The 19,934-nt window shown below is 36.9% G+C and carries 23 protein-coding genes; 8 read left to right on the top strand and 15 right to left on the bottom strand.

Annotation, left to right across the window (positions count from 1 at the left end):
- Window position 1: 1 nt before the first annotated feature.
- Entirely contained in the window at window positions 2-295 is a 294-nt protein-coding gene (locus tag F3H00_RS01850) for a YggT family protein (RefSeq protein ID WP_107698071.1), read from the top strand.
- Window positions 273-1,910 carry a lytic transglycosylase domain-containing protein gene (locus F3H00_RS01845; RefSeq protein WP_148798199.1) on the top strand — a complete coding sequence of 546 codons (1,638 nt, stop codon included), beginning with the start codon at window positions 273-275 and terminating at the stop codon, window positions 1,908-1,910. The genes F3H00_RS01850 and F3H00_RS01845 overlap by 23 nt, the downstream gene beginning before the upstream one ends.
- On the opposite strand, the gene F3H00_RS01840 is transcribed toward F3H00_RS01845, so the two are convergent.
- A complete protein-coding gene (locus tag F3H00_RS01840) occupies window positions 1,831-2,310 on the bottom strand; it encodes a hypothetical protein (protein ID WP_103644634.1) in 480 nt (159 codons plus the stop codon). The genes F3H00_RS01845 and F3H00_RS01840 overlap by 80 nt on opposite strands.
- A gap of 119 nt (window positions 2,311-2,429) precedes the next feature.
- Between F3H00_RS01840 and mobB the strand changes: the two genes are divergently transcribed.
- Genes mobB through F3H00_RS01815 form a run of 5 tightly spaced genes read left to right on the top strand, consistent with a single transcriptional unit; the run spans window position 2,430 to window position 6,903 of the window.
- Window positions 2,430-2,909, top strand: a complete 480-nt coding sequence (mobB, locus tag F3H00_RS01835; RefSeq protein ID WP_148798197.1) for a molybdopterin-guanine dinucleotide biosynthesis protein B — start codon at window positions 2,430-2,432, stop codon at window positions 2,907-2,909.
- On the top strand, window positions 2,909-3,772 hold the full coding sequence (locus F3H00_RS01830) for a class 1 fructose-bisphosphatase (RefSeq protein ID WP_262367327.1): 864 nt from the start codon (window positions 2,909-2,911) through the stop codon (window positions 3,770-3,772). Before mobB ends, F3H00_RS01830 begins: the two co-directional genes overlap by 1 nt.
- Window positions 3,772-3,981, top strand: a complete 210-nt coding sequence (locus tag F3H00_RS01825) for a hypothetical protein (RefSeq protein WP_148798192.1) — start codon at window positions 3,772-3,774, stop codon at window positions 3,979-3,981. The genes F3H00_RS01830 and F3H00_RS01825 overlap by 1 nt, the downstream gene beginning before the upstream one ends.
- A 15-nt stretch (window positions 3,982-3,996) precedes the next feature.
- On the top strand, window positions 3,997-5,919 hold the full coding sequence (gene metG, locus F3H00_RS01820) for a methionine--tRNA ligase (RefSeq protein WP_087578527.1): 1,923 nt from the start codon (window positions 3,997-3,999) through the stop codon (window positions 5,917-5,919).
- Complete coding sequence (locus F3H00_RS01815) at window positions 5,920-6,903, top strand: ferrochelatase (RefSeq protein WP_087578526.1); 984 nt, start codon at window positions 5,920-5,922, stop codon at window positions 6,901-6,903. It abuts the gene before it with no gap.
- Here F3H00_RS01815 and ybeY read toward each other — a convergent pair.
- Complete coding sequence (gene ybeY, locus F3H00_RS01810) at window positions 6,892-7,338, bottom strand: rRNA maturation RNase YbeY (RefSeq protein WP_072594784.1); 447 nt, start codon at window positions 7,336-7,338, stop codon at window positions 6,892-6,894. The two genes, F3H00_RS01815 and ybeY, sit on opposite strands and share 12 nt — an antisense overlap.
- 58 nt (window positions 7,339-7,396) lie before the next feature.
- Here ybeY and queC point away from each other — a divergent pair, with 58 nt between their 5' ends.
- A complete protein-coding gene (queC, locus tag F3H00_RS01805) occupies window positions 7,397-8,077 on the top strand; it encodes a 7-cyano-7-deazaguanine synthase QueC (RefSeq protein WP_148798190.1) in 681 nt (226 codons plus the stop codon).
- Between the two features lie 213 nt (window positions 8,078-8,290).
- Here queC and mrdA read toward each other — a convergent pair whose 3' ends face one another.
- From mrdA to F3H00_RS01740, 13 genes are all read right to left on the bottom strand, one after another.
- A complete protein-coding gene (mrdA, locus tag F3H00_RS01800; protein WP_148798187.1) occupies window positions 8,291-10,129 on the bottom strand; it encodes a penicillin-binding protein 2 in 1,839 nt (612 codons plus the stop codon).
- Complete coding sequence (locus F3H00_RS01795) at window positions 10,126-10,617, bottom strand: hypothetical protein (protein ID WP_148798185.1); 492 nt, start codon at window positions 10,615-10,617, stop codon at window positions 10,126-10,128. The genes mrdA and F3H00_RS01795 overlap by 4 nt, the downstream gene beginning before the upstream one ends.
- Window position 10,618: 1 nt before the next feature.
- Window positions 10,619-11,233 carry a ribosome biogenesis GTP-binding protein YihA/YsxC gene (yihA, locus tag F3H00_RS01790; RefSeq protein WP_084108576.1) on the bottom strand — a complete coding sequence of 205 codons (615 nt, stop codon included), beginning with the start codon at window positions 11,231-11,233 and terminating at the stop codon, window positions 10,619-10,621.
- The gene (gene lptA / locus F3H00_RS01785) at window positions 11,230-11,706 is read right to left on the bottom strand and encodes a lipopolysaccharide transport periplasmic protein LptA (protein WP_148798184.1); all 477 of its coding nucleotides are present in this window, start codon (window positions 11,704-11,706) and stop codon (window positions 11,230-11,232) included. The genes yihA and lptA overlap by 4 nt, the downstream gene beginning before the upstream one ends.
- Window positions 11,679-12,206, bottom strand: coding sequence for an LPS export ABC transporter periplasmic protein LptC (locus F3H00_RS01780; RefSeq protein WP_148798182.1), 528 nt, complete (start codon window positions 12,204-12,206; stop codon window positions 11,679-11,681). The genes lptA and F3H00_RS01780 overlap by 28 nt, the downstream gene beginning before the upstream one ends.
- Window positions 12,197-12,685, bottom strand: a complete 489-nt coding sequence (locus F3H00_RS01775) for a KdsC family phosphatase (protein WP_148798180.1) — start codon at window positions 12,683-12,685, stop codon at window positions 12,197-12,199. The genes F3H00_RS01780 and F3H00_RS01775 overlap by 10 nt, the downstream gene beginning before the upstream one ends.
- On the bottom strand, window positions 12,682-13,257 hold the full coding sequence (gene hisB, locus F3H00_RS01770) for an imidazoleglycerol-phosphate dehydratase HisB (RefSeq protein WP_187424079.1): 576 nt from the start codon (window positions 13,255-13,257) through the stop codon (window positions 12,682-12,684). Before hisB ends, F3H00_RS01775 begins: the two co-directional genes overlap by 4 nt.
- Window positions 13,258-13,272: 15 nt before the next feature.
- Window positions 13,273-14,130, bottom strand: coding sequence for a septal ring lytic transglycosylase RlpA family protein (locus F3H00_RS01765; protein ID WP_148798176.1), 858 nt, complete (start codon window positions 14,128-14,130; stop codon window positions 13,273-13,275).
- On the bottom strand, window positions 14,117-15,328 hold the full coding sequence (locus tag F3H00_RS01760) for a lytic transglycosylase domain-containing protein (RefSeq protein WP_148798174.1): 1,212 nt from the start codon (window positions 15,326-15,328) through the stop codon (window positions 14,117-14,119). The genes F3H00_RS01765 and F3H00_RS01760 overlap by 14 nt, the downstream gene beginning before the upstream one ends.
- A gap of 64 nt (window positions 15,329-15,392) precedes the next feature.
- Window positions 15,393-16,178, bottom strand: a complete 786-nt coding sequence (locus F3H00_RS01755; RefSeq protein ID WP_148798172.1) for a TatD family hydrolase — start codon at window positions 16,176-16,178, stop codon at window positions 15,393-15,395.
- On the bottom strand, window positions 16,175-17,431 hold the full coding sequence (locus F3H00_RS01750; protein WP_107686637.1) for a GGDEF domain-containing response regulator: 1,257 nt from the start codon (window positions 17,429-17,431) through the stop codon (window positions 16,175-16,177). The genes F3H00_RS01755 and F3H00_RS01750 overlap by 4 nt, the downstream gene beginning before the upstream one ends.
- 88 nt (window positions 17,432-17,519) lie before the next feature.
- A complete protein-coding gene (locus F3H00_RS01745; RefSeq protein WP_187424068.1) occupies window positions 17,520-19,040 on the bottom strand; it encodes an AAA family ATPase in 1,521 nt (506 codons plus the stop codon).
- Window positions 19,033-19,908, bottom strand: a complete 876-nt coding sequence (locus F3H00_RS01740; RefSeq protein WP_148798170.1) for an NAD(+) kinase — start codon at window positions 19,906-19,908, stop codon at window positions 19,033-19,035. The genes F3H00_RS01745 and F3H00_RS01740 overlap by 8 nt, the downstream gene beginning before the upstream one ends.
- Window positions 19,909-19,934: the final 26 nt, after the last annotated feature.

Raw genomic sequence — 19,934 nt, 5'->3', positions numbered from 1 at the left:
AATGATACTTTCCACCCTATTTTCAGCGATTGCAAACATTTTGCACCTTATTATCACGGTCTATACTTGGATCATCATCGCAGCAGCTCTGATTAGCTGGGTCAGACCTGATCCTAGCTCACCGGTCGTGCAGCTGCTTTATAGGCTAACTGAGCCGGTTTATTGCTTTATTAGACGCTATATAAAAACAAATTTTAGTGGTATTGACTTTACTCCGCTTATCGTACTTTTAGCACTTCAATTTTTAGATCAATTTTTAATAAGGCTTTTGTTTGGTTTTGCTGCGTCACTTTAGTATTCTCTCCCTTGTCTGTGTTGCTCTTTTGGCTAAAATTTATACCTACGAAGAGCTAAAAAACGAGCCAAAAAGCCTAGCAAAAGACTACTACATCAACCGTCTTATTAACGAGGGTAGTTACACAAAAGAGCAGATCGCAGAGCTTTCGCGTGATGTGTTTAGAAAAGCGGGTCTTGTTCAAAAATCAATCGATAAAATTTTACCTCCAAAAGCGGCTCCTAGCAAATGCCCTGGTGTAAATGCAAAAAATATCACCCAGGCAAATCTAACCTGCCAAAATTTGCTAACATCTATTGCGTTTAGCTTAAAACTTGATAATAACACTCGTGAAATTTTAGCGACCAATCTTGCAAAGACAAATCCAGAAAAATCAAAAATTTTGCTCGCACTAAATGAGGCAAATCCGGCTCAAGCATTTGTAAAACTAAACGATACAAAGAGTTTTTTAGAGCTGTTTAACGCCTCTAGCCCGCAAAATAAAAGTACACTTTTTAGCGAAAGCTTTGATGCAAATTTCATGACCAAGCTCTACTCGCAAAAGGGCTTCACAAATTTATTAAACGATATTGTTTTTAATAAAAAATATGAAGGCTTTAGGAGAAATTTACTAAGCATCGATCCAGCCATCACTGAGAAAAATGATGCTTTTACGCTTGGATTAAATGCCATTTTACTAGGACAAGACGATATCGCTTTTAGTCTTTTTGCAAGAGCCAAGAGCACATTTGAAAGAGCTTGGCAAAGGGATAATGCGACCTTTTGGCAGTACCAGATAAGTAAAAACGAAAGCTTTTTAAAAGAGCTAAGTGCCAGCAAGGATGCAAATATCTACTCGCTTTACGCAAGAGATTTGATCGGTGGCGAACCACTCGAGGTCATCGTACCAAGGCCTAGTAAGCAAAATATCGAAAATTTTGACGTAAGCGATCCGTTTTTATGGAACAAAACTGTAGCCCTTGCAAAGGATATGAATGCCACGCAAGCAAGCGAATTTGCGAAGAAATTTTATACAAACGAAAGTATCGGTGCTTATGCCTACTTTATGCAAAAGGCGCATGGCTGGGAGAAACAATACTTCTTGATGCCAAGTTCTCCTGAGCTTGAGGGCATCAGCAACGAGAGAAAATCGATGATCTACGCCCTAGCTAGACAAGAGAGTCTCTTTATCCCAAGCGTAGTTTCTACTTCATACGCCCTTGGCATGATGCAGTTTATGCCATTTCTCGCAAATGCGATCGGTAAAAAAGAGTTAAAAATCCCAAATTTTGACCAGGATGATCTTTTTAAAACAGATATTGCATTTAAATTTGCAAACCATCACCTAAACTATCTTGATAAATTTCTCTATCATCCGCTCTTTATCGCATACGCGTACAACGGCGGTATTGGCTTTACCAAAAAGCTTATCACAAGAGATGATATGTTTAAAGAGGGAAAATTTGAGCCATTTTTGTCGATCGAGCTTGTCCCAGTCGGAGAAACTAGAAACTACGGCAAAAAGGTGCTTGCCAACTACGTGATCTATATGGCGCTTACTGGTTCCAATATAAAGATTTCGCAACTTTTCGAAAATTTAACAAAACCTGCTTTGACTGATAAATTTCGAAACTAAGCGCTAGATCATCGCTTTGCTTACTTGGTGCGGTCACTTCGTAATAGACCGCCCAAGGCATAGAAAATCCAGCAAATTTAAGCATCTCGTTGTTTTCATCAAGCAGTCTTGCATTTGTGGCGTTTGAGTCGTTATTTACCTTGATATTATTTAGCTCACTAGCGTGCTCTTTTGGATTTATGGCCACCAAAAAGTGCTCTTTGCTTGCATCTAAATTTGAGTTATAAATAGGATTTAGATAGGTTGCTACAATTAGCGTTCTATCAGTGCCGTCAATGATCTCGCTCTTGCTTGTGTAGGCCAAAAGCTCATTTTTTAACGGCTCATGTACAATTACTTTTTCACCAGCACAGCCAAATATCATCAAAATAAATACAAAAAACGATATAAATTTGCTCATAAAAACTCTTAAATTTCTAAAATTTCTGCCATTTTAGCATTTTAATTTTTAAATTTCACTCATAAATTTTAAAGCCAACATAAGTTATAATCGCGAGAAGTTTTAAAAAAAAGGTTCTTATGAAAAGACTTGCTATTGCTTTTTCTGGCCCTTCAAATAGCGGAAAAACGACTCTTATTTTAAAGGTAGCAAAAAAATTTATAAATGATGGTTTGAAAGTCGCGATAGTAAAACACGACCCGGGCGACAAGGCCAAATTTGACGTTGAAGGCAAGGATAGCTTTAAATTTTCTCAAACTGGGGCAGATGTGGTGGTGATGAGTCCGACTAGAACAACTTATTTTTCACAAAAACCACAAGAAATTAACGATGTCATTAAAATGCTCGGCGAGTTTGATATGCTATTAGTCGAGGGGTTAAAGACGCTTCCACTACCAAGATTAAGTGTTTTTAAAGATGAAATAGATGAAAAATATCTTAGCTTTTCAGACGCGATCGCAACATATAAAAAACAAATTCCTTATGAGATAAAAAATATAAATTTAGACGATATAGACGCCATTTGTGCGTGGATAATCAAAAATGCAAAGGCTGTATAATGCAAGAATTAAATCAAATTTTTAACACCATAAAAGAGATCGCAAAAGAGATAAGCGAAGTGATAAAATACGCCGATCTTGGCTACACAACTCACGAAAACGCGACTGGCGACACACAGCTAAAGCTTGATGTCAAAAGCGACGAGATCATCACGGCTAAATTTAAGGAGCTTGCCTGCGTAAAAGCACTAATTAGCGAAGAAAAAGAAGAGGCGCTTGAGATCAATAAAAGCGCAAATTTTATAATCGCCTATGATCCACTTGATGGCTCAAGCCTAGTTGATGTAAATTTCGCAGTTGGCTCGATCTTTGGCATCTACGAAGACGAGGTAAAACCAGAAAATTTAATAGCTGCAGCTTACAGCATCTATGGTCCAAGACTTGAGCTCGTAATCGCTGAGAAAAAGGGCGCCTTGCCTAAATTTTATAGACTTGGCAAAGAAGGCGAGTTTAAATTTGTAAAAGAGCTTGAGCTAAAAGAAAAAGGCAAGTTAAATGCTACAGGAGCGACACAAAAAGGCTGGAGCCAAACGCATAGAAATTTCATAAATGAGCTATTTAACGAGGGCTACAGGCTAAGATACTCAGGTGCTATGGTGAGCGACCTGCACCAAATTTTACTAAAAGGCGGCGGTCTTTTTAGCTACCCAGCAACGAGCGATCATCTAAACGGCAAACTAAGAGTAGTCTTTGAAGTGTTGCCATTTGCTTTCATATATGAAAACGCAAAGGGCGCAACCTCAAACGGCAAAAACCAAACGCTTTTTGATATAAAAATAGAAAAAATTCACCAAACAACGCCATGCTTTTTTGGCTCACGTGATGAAATTTCTCTTTTGCATAAATTTTACGAGAAAAAATAATGCAAGAAAACGAGCAATTAGACGCATTTGAACTAGCCTTGAAGCAAAAGGCAAAGATATTGCAAGAATGCCAAGAACAAAAAAGGCAAAAAAGCTGCTTTAACTGCGAAATATTTTTTGACTGCGAGACAAGAAAAGAATACGTAAATAGCTGCTATAACTCAATGTCAAAGGGCAATACTGGCAGTGATGGTGGATTTGATTTTTAAAATTAAAGGAAAAATATGAAAGAAAAAGCTTATATAACGACCCCAATATACTATGTAAACGACGTGCCACACATTGGCCATGCCTACACGACTATCATCGCTGATACACTTGCTAGATTTAACCGCTTGCAAGGTAAAGAAACATACTTTATGACAGGTACAGACGAGCACGGACAAAAGATCGAGCAAGCAGCTCGTGCTAGAGGCAAGACTCCAAAAGAGTATGCTGACGAGATCAGTGCGAAATTTAGATCACTTTGGGACGAATTTGAGATAAGCTACGATCATTTCATAAGAACAACCGACGAAGAGCACAAACAAACCGTGCAAAATGTCTTTGAAAAGATGCAAGCAAATGGCGACATTTACAAAGGCGAATATGAGGGATTTTACTGCGTTAGCTGCGAAACTTTTTTTAACCAAAGAGACCTACTAGAAGACAATCACTGTCCAGACTGTGGCCGCGTGACGTCTTTAGTCAAAGAAGAGAGCTACTTTTTCAAGCTTTCAAAATATGAAGACGCGCTTTTAAAATGGTACGAAAATGACGAGCTTTGCGTCATCCCAAAAGGTAAGAAAAACGAGGTCGTAAGCTTTGTAAAAGGTGGACTAAAAGATCTTTCAGTAACTAGAACGAGCTTTGACTGGGGCATAAAGCTACCAAAGAGCGCAAACGATGAAAAGCACGTTATGTACGTCTGGCTTGACGCGCTTATAAACTACCTAACAACACTAGGATATTCAAGAGATGACGCTAGAATGGATCTTTGGCCATACACTACTCACATCGTTGGCAAAGATATTTTACGCTTTCACGCAGTTTACTGGCCAGCATTTTTGATGAGTCTTGGCTTGCCATTACCAAAACACGTAGCAGCGCACGGCTGGTGGACCATAAATGGCGAAAAGATGAGCAAAAGTAAGGGTAATGTTATAAACCCAAGAGAGGTTGCAAACGCTTATGGACTTGAAAATTTCAGATACTTTTTGCTTAGAGAAGTGCCGTTTGGACAAGATGGCGACTACAGCCAAAAGGCTTTGATCGAGCGTATAAACTCAGAACTTGGCAACGGACTTGGCAACCTGCTAAGCCGCATTGTTGGTATGAGTGCAAAGTATAGCGACTATAAAATCAACTCAAAAGATGTACTCAAATTTCACAAAGCCGAGCTTGATGAGGCGAAGGGCTACCTTGATGAGGCTATAAAAAATTTAGAAAATTTAGCGACGAACCGCTATTTAGAGGATCTTTGGAAGGTCGTAACGCTTGCAAATGCAGCCGTTGCGAAGTATGAGCCATGGTCACTTGTAAAAGCTGGCAAAATTGACGAGGCAAACGCACTTGTGGCACTTTGTGCAAATTTACTTGCAAAAGTGACGATACTGCTTAGCCCAGCTATGCCAAAAACTTGTACTAAGATAGCTGACACGCTTGGCTTTAGCATAGATACGGCATCTTATGAAAGTCTTGTTTTGAAAAATGAAATTTCAAATTTTGTAGCAAAAGCTACCGAGCCGCTATTTCCAAGGATAGAAAAAGAGCTAATGAGCGAGGCAAATGAGCCAAAGGTTGAGGCGAAAGCTGAGCCAAAAGAGGAGAAAAAAGAGGACGAAATCATTAGCATTGATGACTTTGCAAAGGTGGTGATAAAAGTAGGTGAAGTGCTCGAGTGCGAGAGAGTCGAGGGTAGTGAGAAACTGCTTAAATTTAAGATAGATCTTGGCGAGGAGCAGCCGCGTCAAATTTTATCTGGCATCGCAAAATACTACGAGCCTAGCTCGCTTATTGGCAAACAAGTTTGCGTTTTAGCAAATTTAAAAGAGCGAACGATGATGAAAAAATATGTCTCACAAGGCATGATCCTAAGCGCATCTGATGGCTCGCTAACGCTTCTTGGTACGCAAGGTAAAGTTAAAAACGGTGCGATCGTTGGCTAAATGACAATAGAAAATTTAACACGTCTAATAAATGCCGAGGCTCTAAACGCACCGACGATAACTAGTGTAAGCGAGTTTGTTTTCGAGTTAAAGCATGTAAGACGTGGCTTTGCCTATATTTGCTTAAACGCAAACGATAGCGACATAGAAACAGCGATTAAACAAGGCGCATACGCCATAATTAGCGAAGATAATGTGCCAATTATAGACAAAGAGATCGCTTTTTTAAAAGTTAGTAGCTTACAAACCGCCATGATAAAACTCATGAGATTTGAGGCTACTCACAAAGATCTAAAATTTTGCGCCGTAAATCCTTTTATAAATGATTTTTTAGAAAAATCAAAACTTGGCTCTAACGCACACGTCATGTCAAAAAATATCACTGAGCTTTTTCATCAAATTTTTCACGCAAAGGTCTTTGATGTCTTTTTCGGCGATGATACAAGAACACTTCAGCGAATATCGCCTCTTTTTGAGACCATTTACACAGATACTACTATGCACGAGATAAATCCGAGCTCGATATTTTTTACAAGCATAGTCTTTAAGCAAACATACTATCAAAACTTAAACATACCACGAGTTTTTGCTGGAATGTTTTATGGGCTTTTAAAATTTCTTGATAGCAATAAAATTTCATTTAAGCCTTACGAAGGTAGGATTCACGGGCATTTTGACCCGATTTTTATAGATAAAAATTTTATTCCTACTAGTTTTGGAAATAGCTTTAGAGCCATAATTACTGAAAGCGATGAAGATTTATTCATAAGCCAAAGTATATTTTTAAATAAAAAATTTAGCCCTGATGAGATAAAAATTTGCTTGCCAGAAGGCTCGCTATTAAAAGTACAAAACGCAATCTACTTTAAAAATTTAAGCGAGATAAAAAAGCTTAAAAATTTTATCTATATATTGATTTTATGCCAAAAAGAGGAGCTTTTAGAAGAGCTTCACAAAACATCTGAAGAAAATCTACTCTTTTAAGTTTTTATTATTTATAAGATCGATTAGCCTAACGTCCTCACTTCTTACGATTAGACTTTTAGGCAGCTCAAATTTTTTTATCACTTCGCACTCTTTTTCTCTCATTTCACCATCATCTTTTTCATGATCAAATCCTAATATATGAAGTAATCCATGTGTAAAAAGTAGTGCGGTTTCGGCCTCTTCACTATGATTTAGCTCAGTGGCTTTCTCTTTTACCATATCTTTGTTTATAACGATTGAGCCAAGTGGGGCGTGAATGACAAGCTCAAGTGGAAAGCTTAAAACATCTGTCGTTTTATCAATGCCTCGCTCAGTTTTATTTAGTTCTCTCATCTCTTCTTTATCGACAAAAACTAGCTCGATTTCTCCTAACGTCAAATATTCACAAATTTCATCTAAAATTTTTGGATAGCTCTCTTCGCAAAGTATCATTTTAGGCTCTTTCCTTGGTAACTTTTTGTATAATTCTAGCAAAAATAAAAGGCAAAATATGAAAAAAGCAGTTTGTATAATGAGCGGCGGTATGGATAGTACGCTTTGTGCTGTAATGGCAAAGAAGGCTGGATATGATATCGTAGCGCTTCATTTTGACTATGGCCAAAGGACGATGAAGCGTGAAAAACGTGCGTTTGACGAGATATGTGAGCAACTAGAGGTTACTAAAAAGCTCAGCCTTGATGTTAGCTTTATCGCACAAATCGGCGGAAATTCGTTAACAGATACCAGCATGAAAATAAGAAAAGATGGGGTAGAAAAAGACGTGCCAAATACCTATGTACCTTTTAGAAATGGCGTGTTTATCTCGGTCGCTACTGCACTTGCTGAAAAAGAGGGAGCAGAAGCTATCTATATCGGTGTCGTAGAAGAAGATAGCTCAGGATACCCAGACTGCAAAGAGAGCTTCATAAAAAGAATGAATGAGGCTATAAATTTAGGCACATCGCCTAGTTTTTCGTGCGAGATAATTACTCCACTTGTAAATTTAAGTAAGGCTGACATCGTAGCAAAGTCGCTTGAGCTTGGCTCGCCACTAGAGCTTACTTGGAGCTGCTACGAGAGTGATGACGAGGCATGCGGACTTTGCGATAGCTGCAGGCTAAGGCTAAATGGCTTTAAAAAGGCAAATGCCACTGATAAAATCGCATATAAAAATCAAAAATTTTCCTTATGAGCCTCTAAAAGTGGTAAATTATTAAGCAAGAGCATTTAACGAATTTAAAGATATATCAACATTTAGGCTCTTGTTACCTACCAAAAAACATAAATTCTCAGTCAACCTTGCCAAAATTTAATAAAGAAGATTAAAAAGTAGTTGATAAATTTAGTCAAGGGTACAGTAAAAATTTCTAAGTCAGTGGTCACTACCACGGCTTTTTAGTGATCTTTATTTTTTCTTATTGTCTTGTTTTTTACTTTGATCACTTTGGATTTTTTCTAAATTTATATATCCCATTTCAACGAGTTTATTATAAATTTGAGCGATTTTTGGTCCAGCCGCACTTCCACCATGGCCACCATGCTCGATAACCATTGTGATGACATATTGCGGATCTTCATAAGGCGCATATGTAGTCATCCACGCATGAGATCTTTGCAAATACGCCATATCCTCTTCTTTCATACGTTTCTTTTCAGTTTGAGAAATTCCAACGACCTGGGCAGTACCAGTCTTTGCAGCAACTTTAACTAGGCTTCCAATAAAATGCCTATTTGCCGTGCCTCTTGGGTGATTTGCCACTTCATACATTGCATGCCTAATGGCTGGTAACTGTGATTTTTCAAACGGCGTAAAAGCATCATCTGTTGGCGTAAAATCAACATCCTTGTCATCAATGCTCTTTAAAAAATGTGGAGTCACATTTAGCCCAGTTGCAAGGCCTGCTGTATATTTTGCCACTTGCATAGGCGTGACCAAGAAATTTCCCTGGCCGATAGAAGTAATGAGGGTCTCGCCTTGAAACCACGCTTTGCCATACTTTCTCATCTTCCACTCTCTACTTGGCAAAGTCCCCACAAACTCATTTGGCAAATCAACCTCTGTTTTTCTACCAAATCCCATACGCTCAAGTATCGGAACAATAGCGTCTATGCCGATCTTTTGACTACCTTTATAAAAATAATCATCACAGCTCTCTCTAATTGCCGTATTCATATTAACATTTCCATGTCCGTGAGAGTTCCAGCAGCGGAATTTACGCCCTCCAAGCTCATACGAGCCACTACAAAAAAAGCTATCGTATTTGCTCATGCCATTATCCAAAAACGCAAGTGCCATACCCATTTTTACGACAGATCCTGGCGGATAAAGGCCGTTTATTAGCTTATTTGTAAAAGGATGATCGACATTTTTTACAAGCTCTTCCCATTCAGGCTGAGAAATTCCAAGCACAAATGGGTTTAGATCGTACTCTGGAAAGCTACCAGCAGCTATGATAGCACCGTCTTTTAGACTCATAACTATGACGCTTCCTGCATCCTTACCAAAGACATCAGCGACAAACTGCTGAAGCTCAAGATCGACTGCAAGCTTGATGTTTTGACTTTGTGGCGCTTGATAGCTTATCTGCTCTATCTCTTCATTTAAGGCATTTACCTTTATCTTTTTAAATCCCTGAATTCCTTGTAAGATCGGATTATAAAATCGCTCCACGCCACTTCTTCCAATGTAGTTTGTAAGCTTTGTCAAAGGATCATTGTCCATATCTTTTTGATTTGCCCTACCGACGTAGCCGATAATGTGAGAAGCCAGATCGTTATACGGATAGTGGCGTTTTGAAGCGGGCCTTATCTCTAAATTTTCACGCAAAGAAAGTGATGCAAAAAATGGCAAAAATTTATCATAATCAATAAATTCGACCACATTTATAAAATCTTGGTTATAAGCTGAGTCATTTTTTATGTATTCATTTTTAAGCTTTGTGACATTTAGATCACTAAATAGTGAGCCAATGTAAGCTAGCTCATCATCTAAAATTTTTACCTTTTTATTAGCACTTAAATGAGGTCTAATGGATACCGAAAAACCAAGACGATTAACAGCCATTGGCTTATCATGTGCGTCAAAGATGATACCCCTAACTGGCGGAATATAAATAGTCTTTATCGCGTTTTGTTCTGCGATCTCGTTGTAGTAGGTATTTGAGTTTATGCTTAGGTGATAAATTCGTCCCAAAAGTATAATCCAAAAAAGAGCGATCACACTAAAGACGATGCGCATCCTCATAGCACTTTATCCCTAAAAAGAACGATAGCAAGGATACTTTCAAATGCTATAAAAAATAGATATTCAGACGAAAATGTTAAATTTTGCTCATTCAAAACGTAAGCAAATAGATTATTTACAAGAAATGTTAAAGTATATCCAGCTGCTACAAAGATGATAAGTAGGCAATTTCGCCACTTCATCGTGGTATAGAGCCAGTCTAAAATAAAATTATAAAAAAGCAAAAAGGCAATAATCATTGAAAAAAGATGAAATCCATGAATTTGCTCAGCAAATATTATAAAAATTATCGCAAAGTACCAATTGTGCTTAAACTCGTCGTATTGCTTTTGTTTTCTTGAATACTCCAAAATCATATAAGTAAAAAAAATACCAATGAGTGGTGGCAAAAAGCCAAATTGCGTAGTTGCGATCTCATATGAGAATAAAAAAACAGCCCACCAAAATTCTTTAAAAATTTTAATATCTAAGCTGCTTATGGTTTGCATTTTATCTACCAAGAGCGTTATTTATGATAGCTTCTCTAGCCTTTTCGATACCGCTTTTATTAAGAGTTGAGACCAAGATGCCGCTTGGGTCAAATTTCATTACCGCACTCTTTTGGCTTTGATTTAGCTTATCGCTTTTTGTATATAAATTTAAAATTTTCTGGTCAGCTCTTAAAAAGCTTTTTAGATAAGCATCCACATTTACGTCTATGTCTAAATCAAAATGTCTAGCATCAATTAGGTGTATAAAAAGTCTAATGTCGCTTCTAAATTTCAAAAACTCATCTAAATTTTTACGCCATTCATCATGCTTTGACTTTGCCACTTTTGCATAGCCAAAGCCTGGCAAATCAACAAAAATGAGCTTAAATTTATCTTTTTCTTCCTGCTCATCTTTTTGCTCACAAAACTCGGCCTCAAAAAAATTTATAAGCTGAGTTTTGCCAGGAGTCGATGAGCTTTTGGCTAGATTTTTTTGATTTACAAGTGTATTTATGAGGCTGCTTTTACCAACATTTGATCTACCCAAAAAGACAACTTCGCTTGTTACGAAGCTTGGAGCCTCTTTTATACTTGGACTTGATGTGATAAATTTAGCACCTAGTGGCCTTATCACTTATCTTTTTCCTCTACCTGAAAGATAAACTTAACAGGCTTTTTTTCATCACTATTTACACTATATGTGCCATTTTTTTGGTTGACAACGATCTTTTCACCATAAACATTCTTATCAGTTTCTACCTCATGCAAATAGCCATTTCCACTAACAGTATAGACCTGTTTTGCTGGCTCGTATGTAAGAGTATTGCCTTTGCCGTCGTAGTGCTTATCTTTTATAAAAATTTTAGCTCTAGCATTGCCAGTGGCCACATATTTTATAGGCTGGCGTTTTTTGTCAAAATAGACGACCACCTTATCTGCCTTAAGCTCATCAAATGAACCCTTTTTGATATTTACATTACCTATAAATTCACTAGTTTGCTTATTCTCATCTGCAAAAAAATCATTTGATGTGATTTCAACTTGCTCTGCATTTAAAAATGTAAAACCCAATATCACCGCTAAAATCGCTGATTTTCTTCTACCCATGCCCTTAACCCTTTTACCTGCGTTTGTTTTTTGCCAAGATCATAGCTTCCACTCTCACCCAGTGCCTTATCATTATTTCTTATGAGCGTGAAATTTGCTTCAGATCTTACTATTTTTGTTTTTGTTCCATATATCACTTCGTCACTTATAAATCTCAAACTATCGTTGTTTTCATAGTTCGCATTCTTTTGAAAAATGATTTCGTCATTTTGTGAGATTGCTTTGTCTGAGCTTAGAAAATGTTTTAAATTTCCTCTTAAAATTTTTGCTTTAAAACTCAAAAATTCATCTTTATCATTGTATCTATTTAGCTCATCAGCCTCGTAGACTCCGCTTATTTTCGTGGAATTTATCTCATAATCTATCACGTCATTTATCTGCATATTTGATATCTTTGTGTCGATCTTTAAAACATTTGTAAGGTATGGATCTTGAGCTGCCAAAAATATCATCACGACACTAAAAATAGCCACGACGAAGTAGAAAATTTTTACAACCAACGCTTCGACCACTCGTCATATAAATTTTCTGATTTTATAATAAGCTCTATCATCTCTCTAACCGCGCCATTGCCACCTTTGTGCTTTAGTTTTGTCTTTACATCAAGCTCTTTTATCGCATCTTTTGGCTTAAAGCTCCAAGCAACTGCATTTAAAATTTTATAGTCATTGTAGTCATCGCCGATAGCTGCTGCGTTTTTAAAGCTAAGCCCTTCAAATTTTAATATCTCACTCGCCACTTCAAATTTATCACCAACGCCTTGATAGACGTGATTTATCTTTAGATCTTCAGCTCTTCGCTCAACGATGGCTGAATTTCTGCCAGTGATGATAGCTACTTTTTTGCCAAGCTTTAACCAGCTTTCTATCGCGTAGCCGTCTTTTACATCAAAAAATTTAAGCTCTTCACCATTTGCATTATAGATGATCTTGCCATCAGTCATGCAGCCATCAACATCTAAAAATATAATCTCTATCATAAAACACCCTTTGTGCTTGGTGTGCCTATCCTTGCGTTTTTAGCAAGCGCTCTACGAAATGCTACGGCAAATGATTTAAATGTTGCTTCGATTATGTGGTGAGTGTTTTTACCGCGAATTTGATTTAGATGAAGCGTGATACCAGAATTTACAGCAACTGCCCTAAAAAACTCCTCCACAAGCTCCGTGTCAAACTCCCCTGCTTTGGCATTTTCATTAAAATTTTCATAGACAAGATAGGCTCTATTGCTAAGATCTAGCGCACAAAAAACAGCCGCCTCATCCATAACAACGCTTGCCTCACCAAATCTCTCAACGCCACTTAAAGGGTACAAGGCCTCTTTTAAAAGCTGACCCAAAACTATGCCAACATCCTCAACGCTGTGGTGAAAATCCACATGCGTGTCGCCCTTGCATGAAATTTCAAGATCAAGCAAAGAATGCTTAGTAAATGCCTCAAGCATATGGTCAAAAAAGCCAATGCTAGTATCTATCTTTGCAACACCAGAGCCATAAATTTTAAGTTTCATTGAGATTTGTGTCTCTTTTGTATTTCTAGTTAGTTCTAAAATTTCTTCTCTCACGCCCTAACCTCTTACTATAAATGCACCTTGGAATTTACCGCTTCTTGCATAATCTCTAGCCTCGTCCTCACTTCTAAAGCCATTTAAAAATACTCTATAAATGGTCGAGCCATCTATAGTAAATGTCCTGACTACCGACTTATAGCCATCTATGCTTTGATGTTCTCTTTGATATCTGTTTGCGCCCTCAAGGTTTTTAAATGAGCCAATTTGCACCATAAAATCTCCACCTACGACTCGTTGCTCTGACGAAATAATAATGCCTCCAGTTGGAGCTGTCGGAGAGACTGGATTTGGCACTTTTATACCAGTGCTTGTTGATTTTACTTGAGTGTTAATGCTTGCAACAGCATTAATATCTTCATTAAAGCCTATGACTTCCATACTGACTGGAGCTGTGCCTGTACCGATAATATCAAGTTTAGTTGCAGCCGCCTTTGAAAGATCTAAAACTCTATCAGCCACAAAAGGTCCACGATCGTTTACACGCACAATAACGCTTTTTTGATTTCTTAAATTTATTACTTTAAGGATCGTATTCATCGGCAAAGTTTTGTGTGCTGCAGTCATGTTGTACATATTATAAATTTCACCGTTTGAGGTTGTTTTGCCATGAAAATTTGGACCATACCAGCTTGCCGTGCCACTTGCCTTATCGCCCACACTTACAACGGTTGGGTAGTATGTTTTACCATTTATCGTGTAAGGTCTCATTGTTGCTTTTTGGATAGAAGCTGAATTGTTGCCCTTTACATTAGTTGGACCACTTGGTGTAAATGGTGCCCCGCTCCAAGAGCAACCAGTAACTAGAAGAGTAAAACTTAGCCCTATATAAAATTTTAGGCTCTTATGGTATGACAATATTTGCTCCAACATTTAAATTTGAACTAGCAAAAGAATTTGCATCTTTTAAATCTTTTTCGCTCACATTAAATTTTTTAGATAAAGAAGCTATCGTATCACCAGCTTGGACTAGATAGTTTTGAGATTTATTTTGGGCGGAAAATGGAATAATTAGTTTTTGATTATAGCTTACGGCATTTGTGCTAAGCTCGTTGTAGTCCTTGATCGCTCTATGACTAACACCTGTTTTTTTAGAGATAGAAAGTAATGTTTCGCCTTTTTTTACAACGTAGGCATAAAAATTGTTTTTACCATTAAATGGCTTGAAATTTTCTGCAAAAAGCTGCTTTTTATTTTCAGGGATATAAACATAATAATCTTTTAGAGTTGGTGGAGTAAATACAAATTTTAAGTGCGGATTGTTGTTTTTCATTTTTTTTGTACTAAGACCGATACTATCGCCTATTTGAGCTAAATTTGTACCGCCTGGAACTTTTACTTTTACAAGCTTTAGTCCTCCATTTATATTTAATAAAGATGAATCTTTAGACATCAAGAAGTCCGCGTCTTTTGCGGTATATGCTGCTCTTAAAATTTTGATAACAAAATTTCTAGTTTCGGCTGGAAGGTATTTTTTCTCAGCATCAAGAAGCGTTACAAGATCATCTGTACCAGCTTTTTGTATGGCTCTTTTTAAAGCTCCATCACCGCAGTTATAGGCCATAGCTGCTAGATACCATTTGCCAAATTGATTTTTAAGCGACTTTAGATAATTTGTTGCTGCAATAGTAGACTCTACTGGATCTTTTCTCTCATCGACATACTGTCCTACCTTTAGACCATGCAGTCTAGCCGTTTGCTCCATAAACTGCCACATGCCAGTAGCTTTTGCGTTTGAGACTGTGTGATTTGAAAAGCCTGATTCTATCATAGCTAGATAAAAGAATGACTCAGGTACGCCTGATTTTTTGATCTGCTCTTTTACCATCGGTATATACATATAACCATTTTTTAGAGCATCTGTAAATGTTTCAAGTTGTGATTGTTTGATACCTTTCCTCATCTTTGCATAGTGAGAAGTCTTCATAAAGCTAGCATCGATGTCCAACTCTTTTAAAATTTTTACCTGAGTATCGTATGAGCTCTTTTCAGGTGTATTTGCTAGTAGCAAGGTACTACATGCAAACATTAAAAATATTTTAAGCATTGCTTTCATTTCTATCCTTTTTCGTGTCAAAACTTAAGATGCTAGCATCTTAAACAAGTGCAACGCTCAAAATTTAAGCAAAGCACTTAAACAACCTTTTGGCATTATTTGAAGTTTTTTCACAAACAACTTCAAACTCAAGGTTTAAAATTTCAGCTATCTTTTTAGCAACAAATGTCGTAAACGCCGGCTCATTTCTCTTGCCACGATTTGGTTCTGGCGTGAGATAAGGAGCGTCAGTTTCAATAACTATCCTATCAAATGGGATTTTTGGCAAAATTTCGACTAAATTTTTAGCATTTTTAAATGTTAAAACACCGCCTATACCAAAATGAAAATTCCCAAATTTACAAAGCTCTAAAAGAAGTGGCGAAGCATTATAACAGTGCAAAATCGCTCCAGCTTCAAGCTTTGGTGAATACTCTTTTAAGATATTAAAAGAGTCCTCATTAGCCTCCCTAATGTGAAGAATAACGGGTTTTTTTAACTCAACAGCTAAATCAAGTTGAGCTAAAAAAATACGTTTTTGTTCATCTTTTTCTTTTATCTTTTCATTTTCATCTTTTGGCAAACGGTAGTAATCAAGACCACATTCACCAATCGCCACGCATTTTTCATCTTTAGCAAAATTTCTTAAAATTTCAATACTAAAACTCTCTTTATCATATGGATGAACTCCAACGGCAAAGAAAATGTCAGAATTTTCATGCGCTATTTTAGCCGCTTTTGGTAAATCATTGATATCAGCTCCCGGGATAATAAAGCCTTTTAGCCCTAAATTTCTAGCTTCATCTAAAATTTTATCAAGGTCAGGATCATAAACTTTACTATCTAAATGACAATGCGTATCTATAATCATAAAGCTATTTCTACTCTGTTTCTACCATTTTCTTTTGCGGTGTAAAGTGCTGAATCGCAAGCCTCAAGCATATCGTCTATCTCGCAATGCCCATTGCCAAAAGATACACCTATTGATATAGTAACTTTTACTTTTTCCTTTTTTATAGTTACTTCATTTTCAGCCACTTTGGCTCGTAAATTTACAAAAAATTTAACAGCTTCTTCTTTATTTATCTTTTTAAGGACAACGCAAAATTCTTCGCCGCCAAATCTAGCAACGATATCACTTCCTTTTGTATTGTCATTTAAAATTTTTGCGATTGATTTTAGTACCTTATCTCCGCCATCATGGCCATATTTATCATTTATCTTTTTGAAATAATCAACATCAATCATTGCAAAAGCGTAAGGCTCATTAGTCTCTTCAGCTACTTGAACATACTCTTCTACGTCAGAATAAAAAAATCTTCTATTATAAACTCCGGTTAAGAAGTCGCGATTTGCAAAATTTGCTATCTTGTTTATATTTTCCATCGCTTCGATCGTATTATTAACACGGCATATTAGCTCTTCTTTTGAAAATGGTTTTGCTATAAAATCGCTCGCACCATTTTTTAAAAATATTGATGCGTCAGTCTTTTCGCTAGGCGATGTCATAACGATTACACCAAGACTATTTTTATCTTTTTCTTTTCTAACCTCTTTTAAAACTTCAAGACCATCTTTTACCGGCATTCTATAATCAGTTATTATAAGATTTATATCAGGATTATCCGCAAAATAGTTCATTGCCTCTTCGCCGTGAGCTGCGGCCAAAACTTTAAACTGAAGGCTGGTTAATATCTTTTTTATCATATTTCTAAAAGGAAGCGAGTCTTCGACAACCAAAACCTTATATTGTCTATTTTTGCTCAGTCTATTTATCATTTGGAAGATATAGTTGATATCGTCCATATTCCCTTTATAAACATAATCCACAATATCTTTATTTATAAAATTTTGCCTTGTTTCATCGTCAATGCTACCTGTTAAAACGATAGCCGAAAGTCCTTTGGAAAGCGCATAATCAACGATCTCTCCATTTGGAGCATCTGGTAAATTTAAATCCAAAATAGTCATAAAATAATCTTTGTCATGCTCGCTAATTAGCGTCTTAGCCTCGGCAAAACTGTATGCGACATCAATTGTCATATCATCAATAGTCTTTTCCATTTGCATAACAATCAGCTTTGCTAGCGCCTTATTATCATCAACTACAAGGATTCTTTCCATATTATTCCTACAAAAATTTTTATCAAATTAGTGGCGATTTTATCAAATAAATTTATTTACAAAGCTTAAATTAATAATTTAAATTAAGCTACTTTAAAAGCCCTTTAGCAAAATTTATTGCCTCTTCACTTATGTGCTCACCGCTTATCATACGTGCTAATTCGCTCACTCGTTCATCTTTATCAAGCTCTCTTACGACCGAGTTTTCCTCATGACGTTCTACCAAAAAGTGAGAATTTGCCTTTGAGCTAAGCTGTGGCTGATGTGAAATGGCAAAAATTTGATAAAAACTTGCAAGCTTAAGCAAGACATTTGCGATACTCATCGCCTCTTTTCCACTTAAATTTGCATCTATTTCATCTAAAATTATGACGTCACCGCCGGTTTTTGTGATCTCGCTAGAGGCAGCTATGAAGGCCAGCCTTAAGCGATTTAGCTCGCCTGAGCTTAAATTTTTAAGTGAGGTCTCGTTTAAATTTAAAAAAATTTCATCAAGTCCTAAAATATCAAGTCTTTTTTCTTCTATTTTTAGCGTAATATCTGGCATATAAAGCTCTTTTAAATATGAATTTATCATCACCTCAAGCTCTTTTAAATTTACGATCCTTGCCTTGCTTAAAGTGCTGGCTAGCTCATTTGCCTTTTTGCTTAAAATTTCAAATTTCTTCTCTAGCTCGCTCTTTTCAAAGCTTAAATTTTCATATCTGGCAAGCTCTTTTTCCTTTTTAGCAAGCGCTTCCAATGCCTCCTCTTCGCTGCCGTATCGCCTAATAATGGCATTAAGAGCTTCTATTCTATCAAGCACGCTCTCCACGTCGATATCGTCAAGCTCCTCCATATTTAGGCTATCTCTTGCGACCCTTAGCTCGTTCATCGCATCTTCAAAAAAGCCGTTGTCAAGGTCGCTGATGCTTAGCGCCTCATTTACGCTGTGCTCTAGCTCAAATATCCGCTCAGCTCTAGCCCACGCCTCATTTATCTTATCCTTTTTACTAAGCCTCTTTTTAGTCTCCATAAGCTCTTCAAACTCGCCTTTTTTAGGCCCCACGCTTCTTATCTTCTCGATCTCAAAGCTAGCAAGCTCCTTTAGCTCCTCGACCTTTTTCTCTTCCTCTTTTATAGTGGCTAGCTCTTTTGAAATTTTAGAAAATTCTAAAAACGCCTCTTCAAATTCTTGTTTTATCTCTTTAAAATTCTCATTTTTTGAAATTTCTAGCCTATCAAGCAAATTTAGAAATTTCTCATTTTCAAATTCATTTGCCTCTTTTGCCGAGAGATATTTGATGTGCTCGCGCGCCACTTGGGCTAAATTTTTCTTTGAGATGGCTTGCTGGTTTATAAAATACCTCGTGCTCTTATCTTTTAAAAGCTTGAAAATATTAACCTCTTCGTTTTCTATGCCAAACTCATCAAGCTCAAATTTATGCTCCACATCAGCTTCTATCAGCCTTGCCTCGCTATCTTTTAGCCCAAAAACAGCCATAATTGCACCCATAAGCACCGACTTGCCAGCGCCGCTAACGCCCGTAAATACGCTAAGACCCTCTTTGAAATTTAGCTCGACATTTTTAAAATTTAGATAATCCTTAATCAAAATTCGATCAATCATTATAACCCCAGTGAAGTTTCTCTTTTAAAATTTGAAAATAATCCCTACCGATGTGGCGTATCAGCCTCGCTTTTTTCTCGCTCAGACTCATACTGACGGCTGAAATTTTACTCATATCAAATCTATCTTGTCCGTCTATTACTAAAATGGCGTCACTATTTGTTCTAAATTTAACCGTGTGATTTTTCGTGAGCACGACTGGACGCTGTGTAAGTGAGTGCGAGCAGATAGGAGTTACTGTGAAAACTTCGCTTAATGGATAGATAATAGGGCCATTTGCGCTCATATTATATGCCGTGGTTCCAGCAGGTGTCGCTACTATAACGCCGTCTCCAAAATATGAATTAAAATATTTTTCATTTAAAAGTGCCTCGATATGCGTCATCGAACCACCATTTTTACTAACGATAACTGCATCGTTAAATGCTATCTTTTGCTCGGTTTTGCCATCATTTTTATGAAGCGTGACATCTAGCATAAAAGGCGTTTCCACCTCAAATTTATCATCAAAAAAGTCTTTAAAAAATTTCTCACTCTCATTTATCGTAATATCTGTTAAAAAGCCTAGCCTACCAGCGTGTATGCCAAGGACAAGCGGTGAGATATGAGCTAGTTTTCTACAAGTTGAAATGATCGTGCCATCTCCGCCAAGAGTGATCAAAAATTCGCACTCTTCGGCTAGTTTTATCAACTCAAAACCACTCTTTTCTATGCGCTTAGCACAATTTTTTTCAAGCAAAATTTCTGCGTTATACTTTTTTAAAATTTTTTCTAATTTTTCTAAATCTTGCCTAAATAATGGATAATCTTTAGCGATAAGTCCCACTTTTTTTGTGCAAAAAGTATTAAATTTTTGTTCATTTTCCATGTAAATGATTGTAACATATTTTATTT

The organism is Campylobacter concisus, assembly GCF_902460845.1.
GTDB classification, from domain to species: Bacteria; Campylobacterota; Campylobacteria; order Campylobacterales; family Campylobacteraceae; genus Campylobacter_A; species Campylobacter_A concisus_X.
The sequence above is the reverse complement of the archived record's forward strand: the minus strand, read 5'-3'. Positions and strand labels throughout refer to the sequence as shown.

What these genes read in the sequence shown, in the direction of transcription:
- F3H00_RS01850 (WP_107698071.1), top strand. Translation starts at nt 2, where the DNA reads ATGATACTTTCCACCCTATTTTCAGCGATTGCAAACATTTTGCACCTT.
- F3H00_RS01840 (WP_103644634.1), bottom strand. Translation starts at nt 2,310, where the DNA reads ATGAGCAAATTTATATCGTTTTTTGTATTTATTTTGATGATATTTGGC.
- mobB (WP_148798197.1), top strand. Translation starts at nt 2,430, where the DNA reads ATGAAAAGACTTGCTATTGCTTTTTCTGGCCCTTCAAATAGCGGAAAA.
- F3H00_RS01830 (WP_262367327.1), top strand. Translation starts at nt 2,909, where the DNA reads ATGCAAGAATTAAATCAAATTTTTAACACCATAAAAGAGATCGCAAAA.
- F3H00_RS01825 (WP_148798192.1), top strand. Translation starts at nt 3,772, where the DNA reads ATGCAAGAAAACGAGCAATTAGACGCATTTGAACTAGCCTTGAAGCAA.
- metG (WP_087578527.1), top strand. Translation starts at nt 3,997, where the DNA reads ATGAAAGAAAAAGCTTATATAACGACCCCAATATACTATGTAAACGAC.
- F3H00_RS01815 (WP_087578526.1), top strand. Translation starts at nt 5,920, where the DNA reads ATGACAATAGAAAATTTAACACGTCTAATAAATGCCGAGGCTCTAAAC.
- ybeY (WP_072594784.1), bottom strand. Translation starts at nt 7,338, where the DNA reads ATGATACTTTGCGAAGAGAGCTATCCAAAAATTTTAGATGAAATTTGT.
- queC (WP_148798190.1), top strand. Translation starts at nt 7,397, where the DNA reads ATGAAAAAAGCAGTTTGTATAATGAGCGGCGGTATGGATAGTACGCTT.
- mrdA (WP_148798187.1), bottom strand. Translation starts at nt 10,129, where the DNA reads ATGAGGATGCGCATCGTCTTTAGTGTGATCGCTCTTTTTTGGATTATA.
- F3H00_RS01795 (WP_148798185.1), bottom strand. Translation starts at nt 10,617, where the DNA reads ATGCAAACCATAAGCAGCTTAGATATTAAAATTTTTAAAGAATTTTGG.
- lptA (WP_148798184.1), bottom strand. Translation starts at nt 11,706, where the DNA reads ATGGGTAGAAGAAAATCAGCGATTTTAGCGGTGATATTGGGTTTTACA.
- F3H00_RS01775 (WP_148798180.1), bottom strand. Translation starts at nt 12,685, where the DNA reads ATGATAGAGATTATATTTTTAGATGTTGATGGCTGCATGACTGATGGC.
- F3H00_RS01760 (WP_148798174.1), bottom strand. Translation starts at nt 15,328, where the DNA reads ATGAAAGCAATGCTTAAAATATTTTTAATGTTTGCATGTAGTACCTTG.
- F3H00_RS01755 (WP_148798172.1), bottom strand. Translation starts at nt 16,178, where the DNA reads ATGATTATAGATACGCATTGTCATTTAGATAGTAAAGTTTATGATCCT.
- F3H00_RS01750 (WP_107686637.1), bottom strand. Translation starts at nt 17,431, where the DNA reads ATGGAAAGAATCCTTGTAGTTGATGATAATAAGGCGCTAGCAAAGCTG.
- F3H00_RS01745 (WP_187424068.1), bottom strand. Translation starts at nt 19,040, where the DNA reads ATGATTGATCGAATTTTGATTAAGGATTATCTAAATTTTAAAAATGTC.
- F3H00_RS01740 (WP_148798170.1), bottom strand. Translation starts at nt 19,908, where the DNA reads ATGGAAAATGAACAAAAATTTAATACTTTTTGCACAAAAAAAGTGGGA.